Genomic DNA, 17,251 nt, shown 5'->3' on the forward strand with positions numbered 1-17,251 from the left:
CCCGCTACTCCCAGCCGACCTGCGCCGCGAACAGGTAGCCCGCGCCGTAGACGGTCTTGATCAGCTTCGGGTTGTGCGGATCGTCGCCGAGCTTGCGGCGCAGGCGCGAGATGCGCACGTCGATGCTGCGGTCGAAGGGATCGACGTCGCGCTCGCCGAGCAGCTGCTCGCGGCTGAGGATCTTGTTCGGGCGGCGCACCAGCGTCAGCAGCAGGCCGGCTTCGGCGGACGACAGGCCGGTCTCGCTGCCGTCGGCGTGCACCAGCGAGTGGCGCCCGGTGTCGAAGCGCCAGTCGCCGAAGCGCGCGACGCTGCGCTCCGGCGGCGTCGCGTCGCCGGGCGCCTCGGGCGCGGCCGGACGCATGTAGCGGCGCAGGATGGAGCGCACGCGCGCGACCAGTTCGCGCGGCTCGAAGGGCTTGACGATGTAGTCGTCGGCGCCCAGTTCGAGGCCCAGCACGCGGTCGGTGAGGTCGTTGCGCCCGGTCAGGATCAGGACTGCGCAGGGGCTGCCGTCCTGCAGTTCGCGCACCACCTGCATGCCGTCCATGTCGGGCAGGCCGAGGTCGACGATCACGAGGTCGGGCGAGGTTTCGCGCGCACGCACGAGCAGGTCGCGCCCGGTGCGCAGGTGTTCGCTGCGGAAACCGTAGCCGGCCAGTGCGTTGCAGATGATGCGGGCGATGTCGGGCTCGTCTTCCAGCACGAGGATCAGCGGTGGCGAAGTCTCTTGGCCGGTCATCGGTCGGGGGCTTCCTCTCTCGGGGTGGGCGCGGTCGTCGGGTGTTCCAGCAGCTGATCGAGCGCGACGGCGAGCGCGGCCTGGTCGAAGGGCTTGCGCAGCACGGGCACGTCGAGCTCGGCGGTGCCGGCGAGCGCATTGTCGCTCGCGTAGCCGGTGATCATGAGGATGGGCATGTCCGGACGCAAGGCGCGCGTGCGCGTCACGAGCTCGCGGCCGCCGATGCCGCCGGGCATGATCGTGTCGGTGACGAGGACCGCGATGTCGGACACCGCCTCGAGCAGCAGCCAGGCTTCGACGCCGTCGGCGGCCTCGATCACCGTGTGGCCCAGCGCGGTGAGCTGCAGGCGGATGACGCGCCGCACCTCGGGCTCGTCCTCGACCAGCAGCACGGGGCCGGACACGCTGCGGCCCGCGCCCACCGCCACGGCCGCGCCCTGCTCGTCGGGTGTCGCCGGCGCTTGCGCGCGCGGCAGCACGAAGGTGACCGTCGTGCCCTTGCCCGGCGTGCTGCGGATGCGGATGTTGCCGCCGGACTGGCGAACGAAGCCGTACACCATCGCGAGGCCCAGCCCGCTGCCGCGCCCGAAGGGCTTGGTCGTGAAGAAGGGCTCGAACAGGCGTGGCAGCAGCTCCGGTGCGATGCCGCTGCCGGTGTCGGTGACGTCGATCTGCACGTAGTCGCCCGCCGGCAGTTCCACGAGCGCGGCGACGCCCTCGTCGATGCGGCGTTCGCCGATCGCAATCGTCAGGTCGCCGCCGTCGGGCATCGCGTCGCGCGCATTGAGCGCGAGGTTCAGCAGCGCGTTCTCCAGCTGGTGTGCATCGACGAAGGCATGCAGCGGCGCCGGCGGCGCCTGCGTGTGCAGGCGCACGTTCTCGGTCAGCGAGCGGGCGAGCAGTTGCGCCATGTCCTGCACCAGCGCGCCGACCTCGACCGCGCGCGGCTCCAGCGTCTGCCCGCGCGAGAAGGTCAGCAGGCGCTTGATGAGTTCCGCCCCGCGGCGCGCGGCGTGCAGCGCCGGGTCGAGGTGCTCCGCGAGCGCGCCGGGCGCGACTTGCGACTGCAGCGCCGAGAGGTTGCCGATGATGATCGTCAGCAGGTTGTTGAAGTCGTGCGCGAGCCCGCCGGTGAGCTGGCCCACGGCCTCCATCTTCTGCGCCTGGATCAGCGCCGCCTGGCTCGCCTTCTGCTCGGTGATGTCGGTCGACAGCACGAAATAGCCCTGCACCGCGCCCTGGGCCGACATCTCCGGCACGATCACGCTGCGCGCATGCGCCATGCGGCCGTTGGCGAGCTTGCGCGCGTATTCGTAGCTGACGCGCTCGCCGCGGTCGACGATCGCCAGCTGCTTCACGACGAGCGGATAAAGCTCGGCGCCGAACACGCTCGCGATGCTGCGCCCGACGATCTCCTCCTTCGTCAGTCCGAACCACTCCGCGTAGCCGCGGTTCGCGAACTGGTACACCTCGTCGCGTCCGACGTAGGCGATCAGCGCCGGGATCGAGTCGATGATGGTCTTGAGCTTCTCCTCGCTGTGGCGCAGCGCGCCGGCGATCTGGTCGATCTCGGCATTGGCGCGGGCGAGGCAGGCATTGGCGTTCTCAAGTTCCTGCGTGCGTGCCCTGACGCGGGCTTCGAGCTCGAGATTCTGCTCGTGGATCACCTGTTCGGCGCGCCGCTGCTCGGTGATGTCGGTCCACAGCGAGACGAAGCCGAGGTTGGGGATCGGCACGCCGCGGATCGCGAGGATCTTGCCGTTCGGCCGTTCGCGCTCGGCATAGTGCGGCAGGAAGGCGCGCGCCGCCGCGAGCCGTTCGGCGACGAGCCGGTCGACGTCGCCGTCGCCGTATTCGCCGCGCTCGGCGTTGAAGCGCGCGAACTCCTCGAACGGGGTACCGACGCGCACCATGCTCTCGGGAAAATCGAGCAGCCGCAGCATCGCCTTGTTCCAGGTGACGAGCTTCGGCGTCGCATCGAACACCGCGATGGCCTGGTCGAGGAGGTCGAGGCCGGCGAGCAGCAGGTCGTAGCGCCGCAGCTCGTGCGAAGACATGCGCGGCGGCGGTTTGCTGCTCTCGGGCGGTGGCGGGTTACGGAGCATCGGGCGGGTCTCTCGGCGGCGTCTGCACCATTCTAGAGCAGGACATGGTGATGGAAACGGATATGCCCGCGCCCGCGTGACGACGCCCTAGGGGCGGCGGCTGCCCGATTGATGCTGCAGCTGCTGGCGGAAGCGTTCGGGCGACAGCCCCGTCCACGACACACAGGCGCGGTAGAAGGCGGAGGTATCCGCATAACCCAGTTCGGCCGCGATCGCGGCGACCGGCTGCTGCGTCTTGGTCAGCCGCGACAACGCGATGTCGCGCCGCAGCGCGTCCTTGATCGAGCGGAAGGTCGCGCCCTCATCGTCGAGGCGGCGGTGCAGCGTGCGCGGCGAGAGATGCAGGCGCGCGGCGACGTCTTCCAGCGCGAGGCTTTCCGGCAATGCGTCGCGCAGCAGGTCGCGCACCCGCAGCACCATGTCGCGGTCGCGCCGGTACAGCATCGTGATCTTGCCCGGCGCACCGATCAGGAAGGCCTTTAGCGCGGCCTCGTCGCGCCGTACCGGCAGGTCGAGCAGGTTGTCGCGCAGGCGGGCGACCAGCGTGCCGGCGTCGAAGTAGGAATGTTCGGTGTAGACGAGCGCATAGTCGTCGGCGTGCGCCGGGCGCGGGTAGGGGAAATGCACCGAGTCGAGCGCGAGGCCGCGGCCGACGAGCCAGCACGACACCGCGTGGATCAGGCGCAGCAGCCATTCGAACGCGAACACGCGCGCCGGGTCGCCGCGCCAGTCGGTGAGGCGCCGCGTCTCCGAGATGCGCAGTTCGGCGCGCTCGTCGTCGGGGTCCTCCGCGCGGCGCACGCTCACCGCCATGTCGGGCAGGACGATGCGCAGGAAGCGCGCCGCGCGCTCGAGCGCATCGCCCAGCGTCGCCGCGCCGAGCATGCCGCGGCACAGGAACTCGAAGCTGCCGCAGCGCATCGGCTGTCCAAATAGCGCGAAGCCCTCGTCGTCGAGCGCGCGCGTGATGTCGTTGTAGAGCCGCGCGTAGCGGTCGATCGGCACCCGCGTGGCGGGGTCTGCAAGGTCGATGCCCGCGGCGGCGAGGAAGGGGGCGGCGTCGCGGCCCCGGCGCGGCAGGCCGGCGAGCATGCCGGTCACGAACCCCATCGCCACGGTCGCGCGCTTCGGGCGAAGCGGCGCTGCGTCGGCAGCAGAGGGCGGTAGCGTTGCGGGCATGCGGACCTGTTCGGGGCGGGTGGCGAGCGATTGGCGGATTTTGCACGATTGTCGTCGGCACGCACAATGGAAATCGCCCCGTCGGCCTTCTACCATTAAGCCCACAAACATGACCGAGCGCCGCCCGGGCGCCAACCAGAGGGAAGAAGGCATGACCAATCTCAGCGAAGCCAAGAAGCTCGTCGCCTACAAGCCGCAGCACAAGGTGCGTTTCGTCACCGCGGCGGCGCTCTTCGACGGCCACGACGCCTCGATCAACATCATGCGGCGGATTCTGCAATCGACCGGCTCCGAGGTCATCCACCTCGGCCACAACCGCTCGGTCGGCGAGATCGTCAACGCGGCGCTGCAGGAAGACGTGCAGGGCATCGCGATCACCAGCTACCAGGGCGGCCACGTCGAGTTCTTCAAGTACATGATCGATCTCTTGAAGGCCAACGGCGGCGAGAACATCAAGGTCTTCGGCGGTGGCGGCGGCGTGATCGTGCCCTCGGAGATCAAGGAACTGCACGACTACGGCGTCACGCGCATCTACTCGCCCGAAGACGGCGCCGTGATGGGCCTGCAAGGCATGATCAACGACCTCGTCGCGAAGGCGGACCAGGATCTGACCGGCGCGGCGCCGAAGTCTGCCGACGAAGTCTTCCGCCAGCTCACCGGCAGCGACCGCAAGGCGGCGCTGCGCAACCTGTCGCGCATCATCACCGCGCTGGAGAACGGCGCCTATGGCGACGACGTCAGGAAGGCGCTGATCGAGGCCGCCGCCAAGATCAAGACCCCGACGCTGGGCATCACCGGCACCGGCGGCGCCGGCAAGAGCTCGCTCACCGACGAGCTGGTGCGCCGCTTCCGCCTCGACCAGAACGACAAGCTGCGTGTCGGCATCGTCTCGATCGACCCGTCGAGGAAGCGCACCGGCGGCGCGCTGCTGGGCGACCGCATCCGCATGAACGCGATCGAGCACGAGAACATCTACATGCGCTCGCTGGCGACGCGCGACACCGGCTCGGAGATCTCCGCCGCGCTGCCCGAAGTCATCGCCGCCGCCAAGCTCGCCGGCTTCGACCTCATCATCGTCGAGACCTCCGGCATCGGCCAGGGCAACGCCGCGATCGTGCCTTTCGTCGACCTGTCGCTCTACGTCATGACCCCCGAATTCGGCGCCGCGAGCCAGCTCGAGAAGATCGACATGCTCGACTTCGCCGATTTCGTCGCGATCAACAAGTTCGACCGCAAGGGCGCCGAGGACGCGCTGCGCGACGTGAGGAAGCAGTACCAGCGCAACCGCGAACTATTCTCCACGCCGACCGACGACATGCCGGTGTTCGGCACGATGGCCGCGCGCTTCAACGACGACGGCATCACCGCGCTGTACCAGGCGATGTTCCCGCGCCTCGTCGAGAAGGGGCTGAAGGCCAAGCCGGGCGCGCTGCCCAAGGTCACGATCAAGGCGTCGTCGCGCGGCCGCGCGATCGTCCCGGCCGAGCGCGTGCGCTACCTCGCCGAGATCGCCGACACCGTGCGCGACTACCACGCGCACATCCAGCAGCAGGCCCGCGTCGCGCGCGAGCGCCAGTCGCTGAAGATCGCCAAGGCGCTGTTCGAGCAGTGCGGCAAGGACGGCGGCGCGAAGGTGACCTTCGACGAGCTGATCGGCTGGAAGGACGGCGAGCTCACGTCCACCGCGAAGAAGCTCCTCGACATGTGGCCGAAGACCAAGGAGCTCTACGCCGCCGACGAATACGTCGTGAAGATCCGCGACAAGGAGATCCGCACCAAGCTGACCTCCGACTCGCTGTCCGGCACCAAGATCCGCAAGGTGTCGCTGCCGAACTTCGAGGACGAGGGCGAGACGCTCAAGTTCCTGATGAAGGAAAACGTCCCCGGCTCCTTCCCCTACACCGCCGGCGTGTTCGCGTTCAAGCGCGAAGGCGAGGACCCGACGCGCATGTTCGCCGGCGAAGGCGACGCCTTCCGCACCAACCGCCGCTTCAAGCGCGTGTCCGAAGGCATGCCCGCGCACCGCCTGTCGACCGCCTTCGACTCGGTCACGCTGTACGGCTGCGACCCCGACCTCAGGCCCGACATCTACGGCAAGATCGGCAACTCCGGCGTGTCGATCGCGACGCTCGACGACATGAAGGTGCTGTACGACGGCTTCGACCTGTGCGCGCCGACGACCTCGGTGTCGATGACGATCAACGGCCCGGCGCCCATCATCCTCGCGTGCTTCTTCAACACCGCGATGGACCAGCAGGTCGCCAAATTCCGCGCCGACAACGGCCGCGAGCCGACCGAGACCGAGTTCCAGAAAATCAAGGAATGGACGCTGTCCTCGGTGCGCGGCACGGTGCAGGCCGACATCCTCAAGGAAGACCAGGGCCAGAACACCTGCATCTTCTCGACCGAGTTCGCGCTGAAGATGATGGGCGACATCCAGGAATACTTCGTCCATCACAAGGTGCAGAACTTCTACTCGGTGTCGATTTCCGGCTACCACATCGCCGAAGCCGGCGCGAACCCGATCTCGCAACTCGCCTTCACGCTGTCGAACGGCTTCACCTACGTCGAGTCGTATCTGGCGCGCGGCATGCACATCGACGACTTCGCGCCCAACCTGTCCTTCTTCTTCTCGAACGGCATGGACCCCGAGTACTCGGTGATCGGCCGCGTCGCGCGCCGCATCTGGGCGGTCGCGATGAAGAACAAGTACGGCGCGAACGAGCGCAGCCAGAAGCTGAAGTACCACGTGCAGACCTCGGGCCGCTCGCTGCACGCGCAGGAGATGGACTTCAACGACATCCGCACGACGCTGCAGGCGCTGATCGCGATCTACGACAACTGCAACTCGCTGCACACCAACGCCTACGACGAGGCGATCACGACCCCGACGGAAGAAAGCGTGCGCCGCGCGATGGCGATCCAGCTGATCATCAACCGCGAATGGGGCCTCGCGAAGAACGAGAACCCGAACCAGGGCGCGTTCATCATCGACGAACTCACCGACCTCGTCGAGGAAGCGGTGCTGAAGGAGTTCGAGGCGATCGCCTCGCGCGGCGGCGTGCTCGGCGCGATGGAAACCGGCTACCAGCGCGGCAAGATCCAGGAGGAGTCGCTCTACTACGAGCACAAGAAGCACGACGGCTCCTACCCGATCATCGGCGTCAACACCTTCCTCAACCCGAAGGGCCAGGCACAGCAAGAGATCGAGCTCGCGCGTTCGACCGAGGAAGAAAAGCAGGGCCAGCTCACGCGCCTCGCCGACTTCCACGCCCGCAACAAGAACGAAGCGCCGAAGTGGCAGGCGAAGCTGCGCCAGACCGTGATCGAGAACGGCAACGTGTTCGAGGTGCTGGTCGACGCGGTGCGCTACTGCTCGCTGGGCCAGATCACCAGCGCGCTGTACGAGGTCGGCGGGCAGTATCGGCGCAGCATGTAAGCGGACCAGCGCACGGCATCACGGAAACGGCGCCTGCGGGCGCCGTTTCCTTATCCGCTTGCGAGTGCGCGTCGCGCGTGACTACACTGAACGCAAACTGCGAAATTGCGGGAGTCTTCATGGGACACATCGAACTGATCCACAAGATCGAATCGCTACCGGTCGCGCAGCGGGCTGCGGTGGTGCAACTCGTCGATGCCCTGCTTGCGGAGGCACACCATGGTGCCAACCAGCTCGACGCCGCGATCGCCGCGGCGCGCGGGTCCTTGCCGAAAAGGATGAGTGTCGAGGAGATCGATGCGGCAGTGGCTGCGATGCGAGCAGAGTGGGACGAGCGGCACTGATGTCGTGCGTCGTCGATACGAATGTCCTGATCTATTTTCTCGGCGCGACCGCCGATGTGGAGGTTCTCGACCGAATCGAGCATGCCTTGAGGGATCAGGCACGCGTGTCGGTCATTACCCGGATGGAAATCCTGGGGTGGCGGGGCCATACCGACGAAAGCCGTGCCAGCGCGCGCTTTCTCCTCGATCAGCTCGGCGAGGTCGCCCTGACCTCGGCTGTGGTCGAACGCGTGATCGAAATGCGTTCGGCGATGGCGATCAAGCTGCCCGACGCAATCATTGCTGCGAGCGCATTGATTGAAGGTCTGCCGTTGATGACCCACAACGCCCGGGACTTCAAGCGCATTCCAGGTCTGGAGTTGATCGATCCGCTTGTCGGGTGATGTGGCGGCCGTCCGGGCGAACGGAAGGCTGTCGCTAGTGCTCGCTCGGGCAGATTACCGGCGCGCCGGACGAGGTCGGCGGGCAGTATCGGCGCAGCATGTAAGTGGTTTTCGTTCGCAAATCGATCGAAAAACGGCGCTTCGGCGCCGTTTTCTTTGCCTGTTACACCTCTCGGGGGTGGATATATGCACCAGAACGGGGCAAACGTTAAGAAAGTTTAAGAAAATCGTTGATTGAATGCCTGAAATTGGTGCATAAAGGCGGGCGAATCATTACCGGCGTATTTCGCCGCACCATTTTGGGGAATTTGATGAAATACCAGTCGCTCGAGAATTTTCTGGAACACGTCGCGGCGCGCAACCCGGGGCAGCCCGAATTCCTGCAGGCCGTCACCGAGGTGATCGAAAGCCTGTGGCCCTACATCGCGAGCCACCCGAAGTATGCCGAGCAGGGCCTGCTCGACCGTCTCGTCGAGCCCGAGCGCGTGATCATGTTCCGCGTCTCCTGGGTCGATGACCACGGCGACGTGCAGGTCAACCGCGGCTACCGCATCCAGCACAGCTCGGCGATCGGCCCCTACAAGGGCGGCATCCGCTTCCACCCGTCGGTGAACCTCTCGATCCTCAAGTTCCTCGCCTTCGAGCAGACCTTCAAGAACGCGCTCACCACGCTGCCGATGGGCGGCGGCAAGGGCGGCTCCGACTTCGATCCGAAGGGCAAGAGCCCGGCCGAAGTCATGCGCTTCTGTCAGGCCTTCGTGAGCGAACTGTTCCGCCACGTCGGCTCCGATACCGACGTCCCCGCGGGTGACATCGGCGTGGGCGGCCGTGAGGTCGGCTTCATGGCCGGCATGATGAAGAAGCTGTCGAACCGCGCCGACTGCGTGTTCACCGGCAAGGGACTCGCCTTCGGCGGTTCGCTGATCCGCCCCGAGGCGACCGGCTACGGCACCGTGTATTTCGCCGAAGAGATGCTCAAGCAGAAGGGCCTGTCCTTCGACGGCCTGCGCGTGAGCGTGTCCGGCTCGGGCAACGTCGCGCAGTACGCGGTCGAGAAGGCGATGGCGCTGGGCGCGAAGGTCGTCACGGTGTCCGATTCGAGCGGCACGGTCGTCGATGAGGACGGCTTCACGACCGAGAAGCTCGCCGAGCTGATGGAAGTGAAGAACCACCTCTACGGCCGCGTCAGCGACTACGCGCAGCGCGTGAAGGCGAACTTCCACGCGGGCGTGTCGCCGTGGCACGTGCCGGTCGATGTCGCGCTGCCCTGCGCGACGCAGAACGAGCTCGACGGCGAGGATGCGCGCGCGCTGGTCAAGAGCGGCGTCAAGTGCGTCGCCGAAGGCGCCAACATGCCCTCGACCGCCGATGCGGTGCGCGTGTTCGAGCAGGCGGGCGTGCTGTATGCGCCGGGCAAGGCCAGCAACGCCGGCGGCGTCGCGACCTCGGGCCTCGAGATGAGCCAGAACGCGATGCGCCTGTCGTGGCCGCGCGAGGAGGTCGATTCGCGCCTGTTCTGCATCATGCAGAGCATCCATGAAGCCTGCGTGCAGCACGGCCGCCGCCCGGACGGCACGATCAGCTACGTGGATGGCGCGAACGTCGCCGGCTTCGTGAAGGTGGCCGACGCGATGCTGGCGCAGGGCGTGATCTGACGCACCTGCCGGGCCGGGGACGATCGCGCCCCGGTCCGGAGCACGCGGTTCAGTGCAGGACGCCGGCGCTGGCGCCGTCCGGCGCCGGATGGCTCCACGGCGATTGCGCTTCCCATTCGTCGAACTGCGCCGTGGGAATCGGACGGCCGACGAAGTGCCCCTGCGCGGTGTCGCAGCCGAGCTCCTGCAGGTGATCCCACAGCGCCTCGCTCTCCACACCTTCGGCGACCACGCCCAGCCCCAGGTTGTGCCCCAGCTCGACGGTCGAATGCACGATGACCTCCGAGCCGGCATTCGTCAGCATGCTCGTGACGAAGGAATGGTCGATCTTCAGTGAATCGACCGGCAGCTTCTGCAGGTAGCTCAGGCTGGAGTAACCGATGCCGAAGTCGTCGATGTAGAGCTCGACGCCAAGATCCTTGAGGTGGCCGAGCGTCTCCAGCGCGCCGGCCGGATCCTCCATCAACGCGCTCTCCGTGAGCTCGAACTGCATCAGCTCGGGCGGCAGCGCCCAGGTCGCGAACAGCCCGCTGATGCGGTCGATCAGGCGCGGGTCGCGCAGATCCTGTGCCGACAGGTTCACCGACAGCGGCCGTCGGATGCCGCGCTCGAGCCATGCGTAGGACTGGCGGAAAGCGGCCTCCAGCACCCAGCGCGTGAGCGGCATGATCAGGCCCGCCCGCTCGGCGAGCGCGATGAAGTCGCCCGTCGCGATCATGCCGTGCTGCGGATGCTGCCAGCGCACCAGCGCCTCGGCGCCGCAGATCTCGCCGCTGCGGATCGCCACCTTGGGCTGGCAGTACAGCAGCAGCTCGTTCTGGTCGATCGCGCTGCGCAGCTCGCTCATCAGCGCCAGCCGCTGGGTGCTCTCGCGGTCCTCGGTGCCCTTGTACAGCGTGTATTTGCACGCCGTCCTGCGCGCCTGCACGGCAGCGATCTTGGCGCGCCGCAGCAGGGTTTCCGGCGTATTGCCGTGGCCCGGAAACAGCGAGATGCCGATATACGCATGCGGGTCCATCGCCAGGCCGGCGAAGCTCACCGGATCGCACACGTCGCGCATCGCATGGTGCGCGACGCGTGACGCCGCTTCGGCGCTCGCGTGCGGCATGATGATCGCGAATTCGTCCTCGCCGACGCGCGCGACCGACTTGTTCGGGCCGGCGATGTGCAGCAGGCGTTTGCCCATCTCCACGATCAGGTGGTCACCCTCCAGGTAGCCGAGCGTGTCGCTGATCTCCTGGAAGCGCCCCACCTTCATCAGCAGCACCGCCATGGACTGGTTTTCCTTCTGCGCCTGGGCGATCTCCGCGGCGAGCCGCGCGTTCAGGGAGCTGCGGTTGGGCAGGTCGGTCAGGGCGTCGAAATAGGCCATGTGGCGGATCGTCTCCTCCGCCTCGCGATGCCGTTCGCGCATGCGCAGCGTGGCGATGCCGAAGGCGAGGTCATCGGCCATTTCGGCCAGCAGATTGCGTTCGCATTCGTCGAATGCGTCCGGTTCGGCGGCGAAGATCGTCAGGTTGCCGATCGCCTCGCGCTCGATGATCAGGGGGAAGGCCGCGATCGATGCGTAGCCGCGCCGGAGCGTCTCGGCGAGCGGAATCGGGAGCTGGGTGCCGGCGAGTTTGGTCGTGTCCTGGACGACGGCGGGCTTGCCGCTGCGGATCGCCTGCGCCGTGGGGCCGCGCGACTCCTCCGATTCCCCCTCCGCCCAGGTGAAGCGGCCGAGCTCGAGGAAGCCCTCGTCGAACCCGAGGTGGGCCATCGGACGGATGGTCCGTGCCTCGTCGTGCTGGGCGTAGCCCACCCATGCCATGCGGTAACCGCCGAGCTCGACGATGACCCGGCACATCTCCTGCAGCAGCGTCTGTTCGTCCTGTGCCCGCAGCAGCGTGCGGTTGCCTGCGCTCAGGGTGCGCAGGGCGCGTTCGGCATAGCTCATGCCGGTCTCCTCGGCGTTCTATTCCCCGACGGGTGCCGCCGGGTCTTGTGCTGGCCGTGCCGGAGCGCGTTTTGCGTCATCGGCATTTTCATCCTAGTGCCCATGACGGGGCGGCGCAACTTTGCGCCGCCGCTGCTGCGATCAGGATGCGGTCGAACGCGCCTTCAGTGCGCCGATCACGACCGGCAGCAGCGACAGCACGATGATGCCGACGATGACCAGCGTGAGGTTCTGCTTGATCCACGGCATGTTGCCGAACCAGTAGCCGGCGAGCGTCAGCGACACGACCCAGGCCACCGCGCCGACGACGTTGAAGAGCGTGAAGCGCGCGTAGCTCATGCTGCCGATGCCGGCGACAAAGGGCGCGAAGGTGCGGAACAGCGGCAGGAAGCGCGAGATCACCAGCGTCTTGCCGCCGTGCTTCTCGTAGAAGAGGTGCGTCTTCATCAGCGCCGCCTTGTTGAACAGGCGCGAGTTCTCCCAGTGGAAGACCCTGGGCCCGAAATAGCGGCCGATCGAGTAATTGACCGTGTTGCCGATCACCGCCGCCGCCGTCAGCGTGAGGATCAGCAGCGAGATGTCCATGTTGCCCAGCGCCGCCAGCGCGCCGGCGATGAAGAGGAGCGAGTCGCCCGGCAGGAAGGGCGTCACGACGAACCCGGTCTCGCTGAAGATCACCGCGAACAGGATCGCGTAGATCCAGATGCCGTAGGCGGCGACAAGCGCCTCGAGGTGCTTGTCGAGGTGCAGGACGATGTCGAGCAGCGGGGCGAGAAATTCCATGGGCGGATGCAGGGACGGGAAAGTCTGCGATTCTACCCGAGGCCTGCGCCGCTGCCCGGACTGCAAGGGCAACTGCATGCACCGATAGCGTAACCGTGCGTTTCGGCAGCCGATTGTTGCAGGAAACGATACGATGAAATGATGCGTTCAAACTTGCCCCCCACGGCCGGGCCTTCTATATTGCGCGGCGCAATGGCCTACCCTGATCAATCGCGTCCGACGGGCCGCGCCGACTTTCTCGCGGGAATCGCCGAATGACAGCCCTGTTGCGCAAGTTCTGGTTCGAGCCGCCCGTGCGCGCGGTGCTGCTGCTGACCGCGCTGATGCTGTCGGTGCTCGCCGGCGGCACGGCGTTCCTGATGTACGACATGCGCCAGCGCGAGCTCGAATACGCGCGCAGCGAGATCTCGACCCTGAGCCGCATCCTCGCCGAGCAGACGGCCCGCACGCTGGACGGCGTCACGATGGCCCTGCGCGGCGCCCAGGACCGGCTGTCCGACGAGATCGGCCAGCAACTCGAACTCGACAGCTTCCCCGTCATGGCCTTGCTCAAGGCACGTGCCGAGGGGCTGCCGCAGTACTCGTCGATGTTCGTCCTCGATACCAGCGGCGTCGTCATGAACTCGACCCTGCTCGGCACGCGGCCGGGCTTCAGCGAGGCCGACCGCGACTACTTCACGACGCTCGCGCGCCAGGACGAGGGCGTCATCGTGAGCCAGCTCTACCGCCGCCGGTTCGATGGCGAATGGACCTTCTACCTCAGCGCGCGGCTCGCCGACCGCAGCGGCAACTTCCGCGGCGTCGTCGCGGCGGCGGTCGTCGTCAACTACTTCGAATCCTTCTACCGCCGGCTGGACCTGCGCTTCGGCAAGCAGATCCAGCTGATCAACGCGCGCGGCAACCTCGTCGCGAGCTTCCCGAGCGACATGGACAGGGTCGACCAGCCGGTGAAGGGGGCGCCGACCTTCCCGGGGGCGGCGGATCCGGCGGGCACGGTGGTCGTCACCGAAACCGTCGAAGGCGTGAATCGCTTCGTCGCCTACCATCCCGTGCCGCGCTACCCGTTCCTGATCGGCGTCGTGGTCGACCAGGATTCGGCGCTGGTGTCCTGGCCGATGACGGCGCGTCCCATCGTGCTGGGGGCCGGCATCGTCGCGGTGCTGCTGCTGGCCGCGTCCTGCGGGGTGCTGTGGAGCATGCGCCGGCGCGCGTTGATGGCGAGAGCCCTGGAGGACAGCGAGGAACGTCTGCGCGGGATGGTCGAATCGGTGATGGACGCGATCGTCACGATCGACGAGGACCTGTCCGTCGTGCTGTTCAATCGTGCGGCCGAGCACATGTTCGGCGTGCAGGCCGACGATGCGCTCGGCAAGCCCTTCGACCGGCTGCTGGCGGGCGAATCGCGCGGCGCCTATCACGCCATTGTCGGCCGGCGGCGCAATTCCGGCGAGCCCCATGCCCGTCGCGGCCGCGCCGAGCTGACGGCGCGCCATGCCGACGGCCGCGAGTTCTCCGCCGACGCCACCTTCTCGTCCACCGAAACCCAGGGCCGGCGCTTCCTCACGGTGGTGCTGCGCGACCTGACCGAGCGCAAGCGCATCGAAACCCACCTGCGCGAAACCAACCGCCAGCTGCAGGAACTGTCCACCGCGCTGCAGCGGGTGCGCGAGGACGAGCGCGCCGGCATCGCGCGTGAAATGCACGACGAGCTCGGGCAGCGGCTCACCGCGATCAAGCTCGAACTCTCCTGGCTCGGCGGCCGCCTGCCGGGCGAGCGCGCCGACCTGCAGGACAAGGTGGGCGCCATCAAGGAGCAGCTCAACCAGACGATCGCCTCGGTGCGGCGCATCACCTACGAGCTGCGGCCGCTGATCCTCGACGACCTCGGCCTGCGTGCGGCGATCTCGTGGCTCACGGACGACTTCTCCAGGCGCACCGGCATCGAACTGGTGCTGGACATGGACGACGACGAACCCGAGCGGGGCAGTGCCGAAGCGACGACCTTGTTCCGCGTGTTGCAGGAATCGCTCACCAACGTCACGAAGTACGCGCAAGCGAGTACGGTGTGGGTCGCGTACCGGCGCGATGGTGATGACTGGTGCCTGAGCGTGCGCGACGACGGCGTCGGCTTCGTGCTCGACGCGGCGAACCAGGCCGGGTTCGGCCTGCTCGGCATGCGCGAGCGCATCCGCCTGGTGCAGGGGACCTTCGCAATCCATTCCACGCCCGGCGACGGCACGGCGATAGATGCCACCGTCCCGGCCGGGCAATGAGGAAGGCAAGATGGAAAAACTCAGGGTATTGCTCGCCGACGACCACACCATCATCCGCGACGGTCTGAAGCAGATCCTCGCCGATACCGACGACCTCGCGGTGTGCGGCGAGGCGGCCAACGGCAACGAGGCGCTGCTGCTCGTGCGCGAACAGGACTGGGACGTCGTCGTGCTCGACATCTCGATGCCCGGCCGCAGCGGCCTCGACCTCATCCGCCTGATCCACGACGAGAAGCCCAAGCTGCCGATCCTGATCCTGAGCATGCATCACGAGGAGCAGTACGCGGTGCGCGCGCTGCATGCGGGCGCGTCCGGCTACCTGACCAAGGAGAGCGACGCCGACCTGCTCGTGCACGCGATCCGCCGCGTCGCGCGCGGCGGCGTGTATGTCAGCGACACCGTCGCCGAGCTGATGGCGCGCGGCCTGATGCCGGCCGCGAACGAACTGCCGCACACCGCCCTGTCGGACCGCGAATACCAGATCTTCCACCGGCTCGTGCTGGGGCAGGGCCTCACCGACATCGCCAACGAGCTCTCGCTCAGCGTCAAGACCATCAGCACGCACAAGACGCGCATCCTGCAGAAGATGGCGATGGCGAACACCTCCGAGCTGATCCGCTACGCGGTCGCGCACCACCTCGTGAAGTCCACCGACGTGTAAGCCGGCGCCGCCCTCGCGCGGCGCCGCTCGCGTCCTCTCTCCCGCCTGCTCTCCCGCCTGCTCTCCCTCCCCCTCTCCGGCCCCGCCGGAGCCTGTCGCCGCGCCGTGAAGGCCGCGGTGCGCCGGCGTGCGTCCGGCTCGCGCGCGTCATCGGGCGTGTTCGCGGACCACCTCCGCATTAGGAATTTTCCTACACGGAATTTAAACCCTGTCCGATATGTGGTCTTGCGCGAATTCGTGAAAATTTCGTCACGTCGGGCCGCGCCGTCGGTGTGGCCGAAACGACGAAATTTCAGCTTCAACAGGAGAGCCCAAATGCAATTCCGTTTCAACCGCGCTTCGCTGCTCGTGGCCGCCACCGCCGCGATCCTCGCTTCCTCGCCGTCGTGGGCCGTCGATGCCGACGCCGCCAAGTCGCTCGCGAAGGAGAACGACTGCTTCAAGTGCCACGCCATCGACAAGACCAAGAAAGGCCCGTCGTACAAGAAGATCGCCGCCAAGTATCAGGGCAAGGAGGCGGAAGGCTTCGAGAAGATCAAGAAGAACATCACGACCGGCCCGAAGGTGAAGCTCGAGGACGGCACCGAAGAGGATCACAAGATCATCAACACGAAGGATGAAGCCCAGATCAAGAACCTGATGCAGTGGATTCTTTCGCAATAAGCCTGTTCTGAATCGCGCCGCCCGGCCGGCGGCGCGGCAAATGGAAGTTCGAGCCAAGGGGGTAACATGAAAAAAATGCGAAGCTTGCTTGCAGTGCTGGCCTGTATCGGCAGCATCTGCGCCGGGGCGGCATACGCCGCGGATGCGCCGAAAGAGGCGCCCAAGGACATCGTGCTCAAGGGCGATGCCAAGTGCACGTCCTGTCACGACGAGGCGGATGCCCCGGGCGTGCTGCACATCGGCAAGACCAAGCACGGCACGCGCGCCGACGGCCGCACGCCGACCTGCAGCGACTGTCACGGCGACAGCGAGAAGCACGTCAATTACAAGGGCAGCGACAAGCCGCCCAAGCCCGACCGCACCTTCGACAAGAAGTCGGCCACGCCCGTTGCCGAGCGCAACGCGGCCTGTCTGTCCTGTCACCAGACCGATCCCAAGCGCCACCTGTGGGCCGGCAGTACGCACGAGCGCCGCGACGTCGCCTGCAGCTCCTGCCACGACACCCATACCGCCAACGACAAGGTCCGCGACAAGCGCACCCAGGCGGAAGTGTGCTTTGCCTGCCACAAGGAGCAGCGCACGCAGGTGAACCGTCCGTCGCACCACCCGATTCCCGAAGGGAAGATGTCCTGCTCGGACTGCCACAACCCCCATGGCACCACCGGTCCGAAGCTGCTCGTGAAGGACAGCACTAACGCCACCTGCTTCACCTGCCATGCGGAGAAGCGCGGCCCGTTCGTGCATAACCACGCACCGGTCACCGAAGATTGCGCCAACTGCCACAACCCGCACGGCACCGTCGCCGATGCGATGCTCAAGGCCCGTCCGCCCTTCCTGTGCCAGCAGTGCCATGACCCGGCCAACCACCTCGGCACGATCCCGGGCGTCGCTGGCAACACCGATCTCAGTCGTAACGTCAATGGGACCGTGATCCCCGGTCAGGCCGCAGTTCAGAACAATGCCCTCAACTCGGTCGGCGTCACCCAGGGCCGCGGCTGCCTGAACTGCCACACCGAGATCCACGGCAGCAACAACCCGGCGAATGCCTCCAAGGCAGTGCGCTTCTGGCGTTAAGAGTCAGGGAG

Annotated in this window: 13 protein-coding genes; 8 read left to right on the forward strand and 5 right to left on the reverse strand. The window is 66.9% G+C overall.

Annotation, left to right across the window (positions count from 1 at the left end):
- Positions 1–4 precede the first annotated feature (4 nt).
- From GPA22_RS09155 to GPA22_RS09165, 3 genes are all read right to left on the reverse strand, one after another.
- Positions 5–742: a response regulator transcription factor gene (locus tag GPA22_RS09155; RefSeq protein WP_169255786.1), complete on the reverse strand. Its 738-nt coding sequence runs from the start codon at positions 740–742 to the stop codon at positions 5–7.
- Positions 739–2,799, reverse strand: coding sequence for a PAS-domain containing protein (locus GPA22_RS09160; protein WP_169255787.1), 2,061 nt, complete (start codon positions 2,797–2,799; stop codon positions 739–741). Before GPA22_RS09160 ends, GPA22_RS09155 begins: the two co-directional genes overlap by 4 nt.
- Positions 2,800–2,934: 135 nt before the next feature.
- Positions 2,935–4,026 carry an AraC family transcriptional regulator gene (locus GPA22_RS09165; RefSeq protein WP_169255788.1) on the reverse strand — a complete coding sequence of 364 codons (1,092 nt, stop codon included), beginning with the start codon at positions 4,024–4,026 and terminating at the stop codon, positions 2,935–2,937.
- 151 nt (positions 4,027–4,177) lie between these two features.
- Between GPA22_RS09165 and icmF the strand changes: the two genes are divergently transcribed.
- The 4 genes from icmF (at position 4,178) to gdhA (ending at position 9,847) form a co-directional block, all read left to right on the forward strand.
- Entirely contained in the window at positions 4,178–7,465 is a 3,288-nt protein-coding gene (gene icmF, locus GPA22_RS09170) for a fused isobutyryl-CoA mutase/GTPase IcmF (RefSeq protein WP_169255789.1), read from the forward strand.
- Between the two features lie 119 nt (positions 7,466–7,584).
- Positions 7,585–7,809 (forward strand): hypothetical protein, encoded by a 225-nt coding sequence (locus GPA22_RS09175; RefSeq protein ID WP_169255790.1) that lies wholly within the window; start codon positions 7,585–7,587, stop codon positions 7,807–7,809.
- Positions 7,809–8,192 carry a type II toxin-antitoxin system VapC family toxin gene (locus tag GPA22_RS09180; protein ID WP_169255791.1) on the forward strand — a complete coding sequence of 128 codons (384 nt, stop codon included), beginning with the start codon at positions 7,809–7,811 and terminating at the stop codon, positions 8,190–8,192. The genes GPA22_RS09175 and GPA22_RS09180 overlap by 1 nt, the downstream gene beginning before the upstream one ends.
- 311 nt (positions 8,193–8,503) lie before the next feature.
- On the forward strand, positions 8,504–9,847 hold the full coding sequence (gene gdhA / locus GPA22_RS09185) for an NADP-specific glutamate dehydrogenase (protein WP_169255792.1): 1,344 nt from the start codon (positions 8,504–8,506) through the stop codon (positions 9,845–9,847).
- A 49-nt stretch (positions 9,848–9,896) separates the two neighbouring features.
- On the opposite strand, the gene GPA22_RS09190 is transcribed toward gdhA, so the two are convergent.
- Both GPA22_RS09190 and GPA22_RS09195 read right to left on the reverse strand, forming a co-directional pair.
- Entirely contained in the window at positions 9,897–11,786 is a 1,890-nt protein-coding gene (locus GPA22_RS09190; RefSeq protein ID WP_169255793.1) for a putative bifunctional diguanylate cyclase/phosphodiesterase, read from the reverse strand.
- Between the two features lie 141 nt (positions 11,787–11,927).
- Complete coding sequence (locus GPA22_RS09195; protein ID WP_169255794.1) at positions 11,928–12,569, reverse strand: DedA family protein; 642 nt, start codon at positions 12,567–12,569, stop codon at positions 11,928–11,930.
- Positions 12,570–12,823: 254 nt separating this feature from the next.
- Between GPA22_RS09195 and GPA22_RS09200 the strand changes: the two genes are divergently transcribed.
- From GPA22_RS09200 to GPA22_RS09215, 4 genes are all read left to right on the forward strand, one after another.
- Entirely contained in the window at positions 12,824–14,842 is a 2,019-nt protein-coding gene (locus tag GPA22_RS09200; RefSeq protein WP_169255795.1) for a PAS domain S-box protein, read from the forward strand.
- A gap of 10 nt (positions 14,843–14,852) precedes the next feature.
- Positions 14,853–15,503: a response regulator gene (locus GPA22_RS09205; protein ID WP_169255796.1), complete on the forward strand. Its 651-nt coding sequence runs from the start codon at positions 14,853–14,855 to the stop codon at positions 15,501–15,503.
- A gap of 315 nt (positions 15,504–15,818) precedes the next feature.
- A complete protein-coding gene (locus GPA22_RS09210; protein ID WP_169255797.1) occupies positions 15,819–16,166 on the forward strand; it encodes a c-type cytochrome in 348 nt (115 codons plus the stop codon).
- Between the two features lie 75 nt (positions 16,167–16,241).
- A complete protein-coding gene (locus GPA22_RS09215; RefSeq protein ID WP_169255839.1) occupies positions 16,242–17,240 on the forward strand; it encodes a DmsE family decaheme c-type cytochrome in 999 nt (332 codons plus the stop codon).
- The last annotated feature ends 11 nt before the right edge of the window (positions 17,241–17,251 follow it).

It is taken from the genome of Aromatoleum toluvorans (assembly GCF_012910905.1).
Classification (GTDB): domain Bacteria; phylum Pseudomonadota; class Gammaproteobacteria; order Burkholderiales; family Rhodocyclaceae; genus Aromatoleum; species Aromatoleum toluvorans.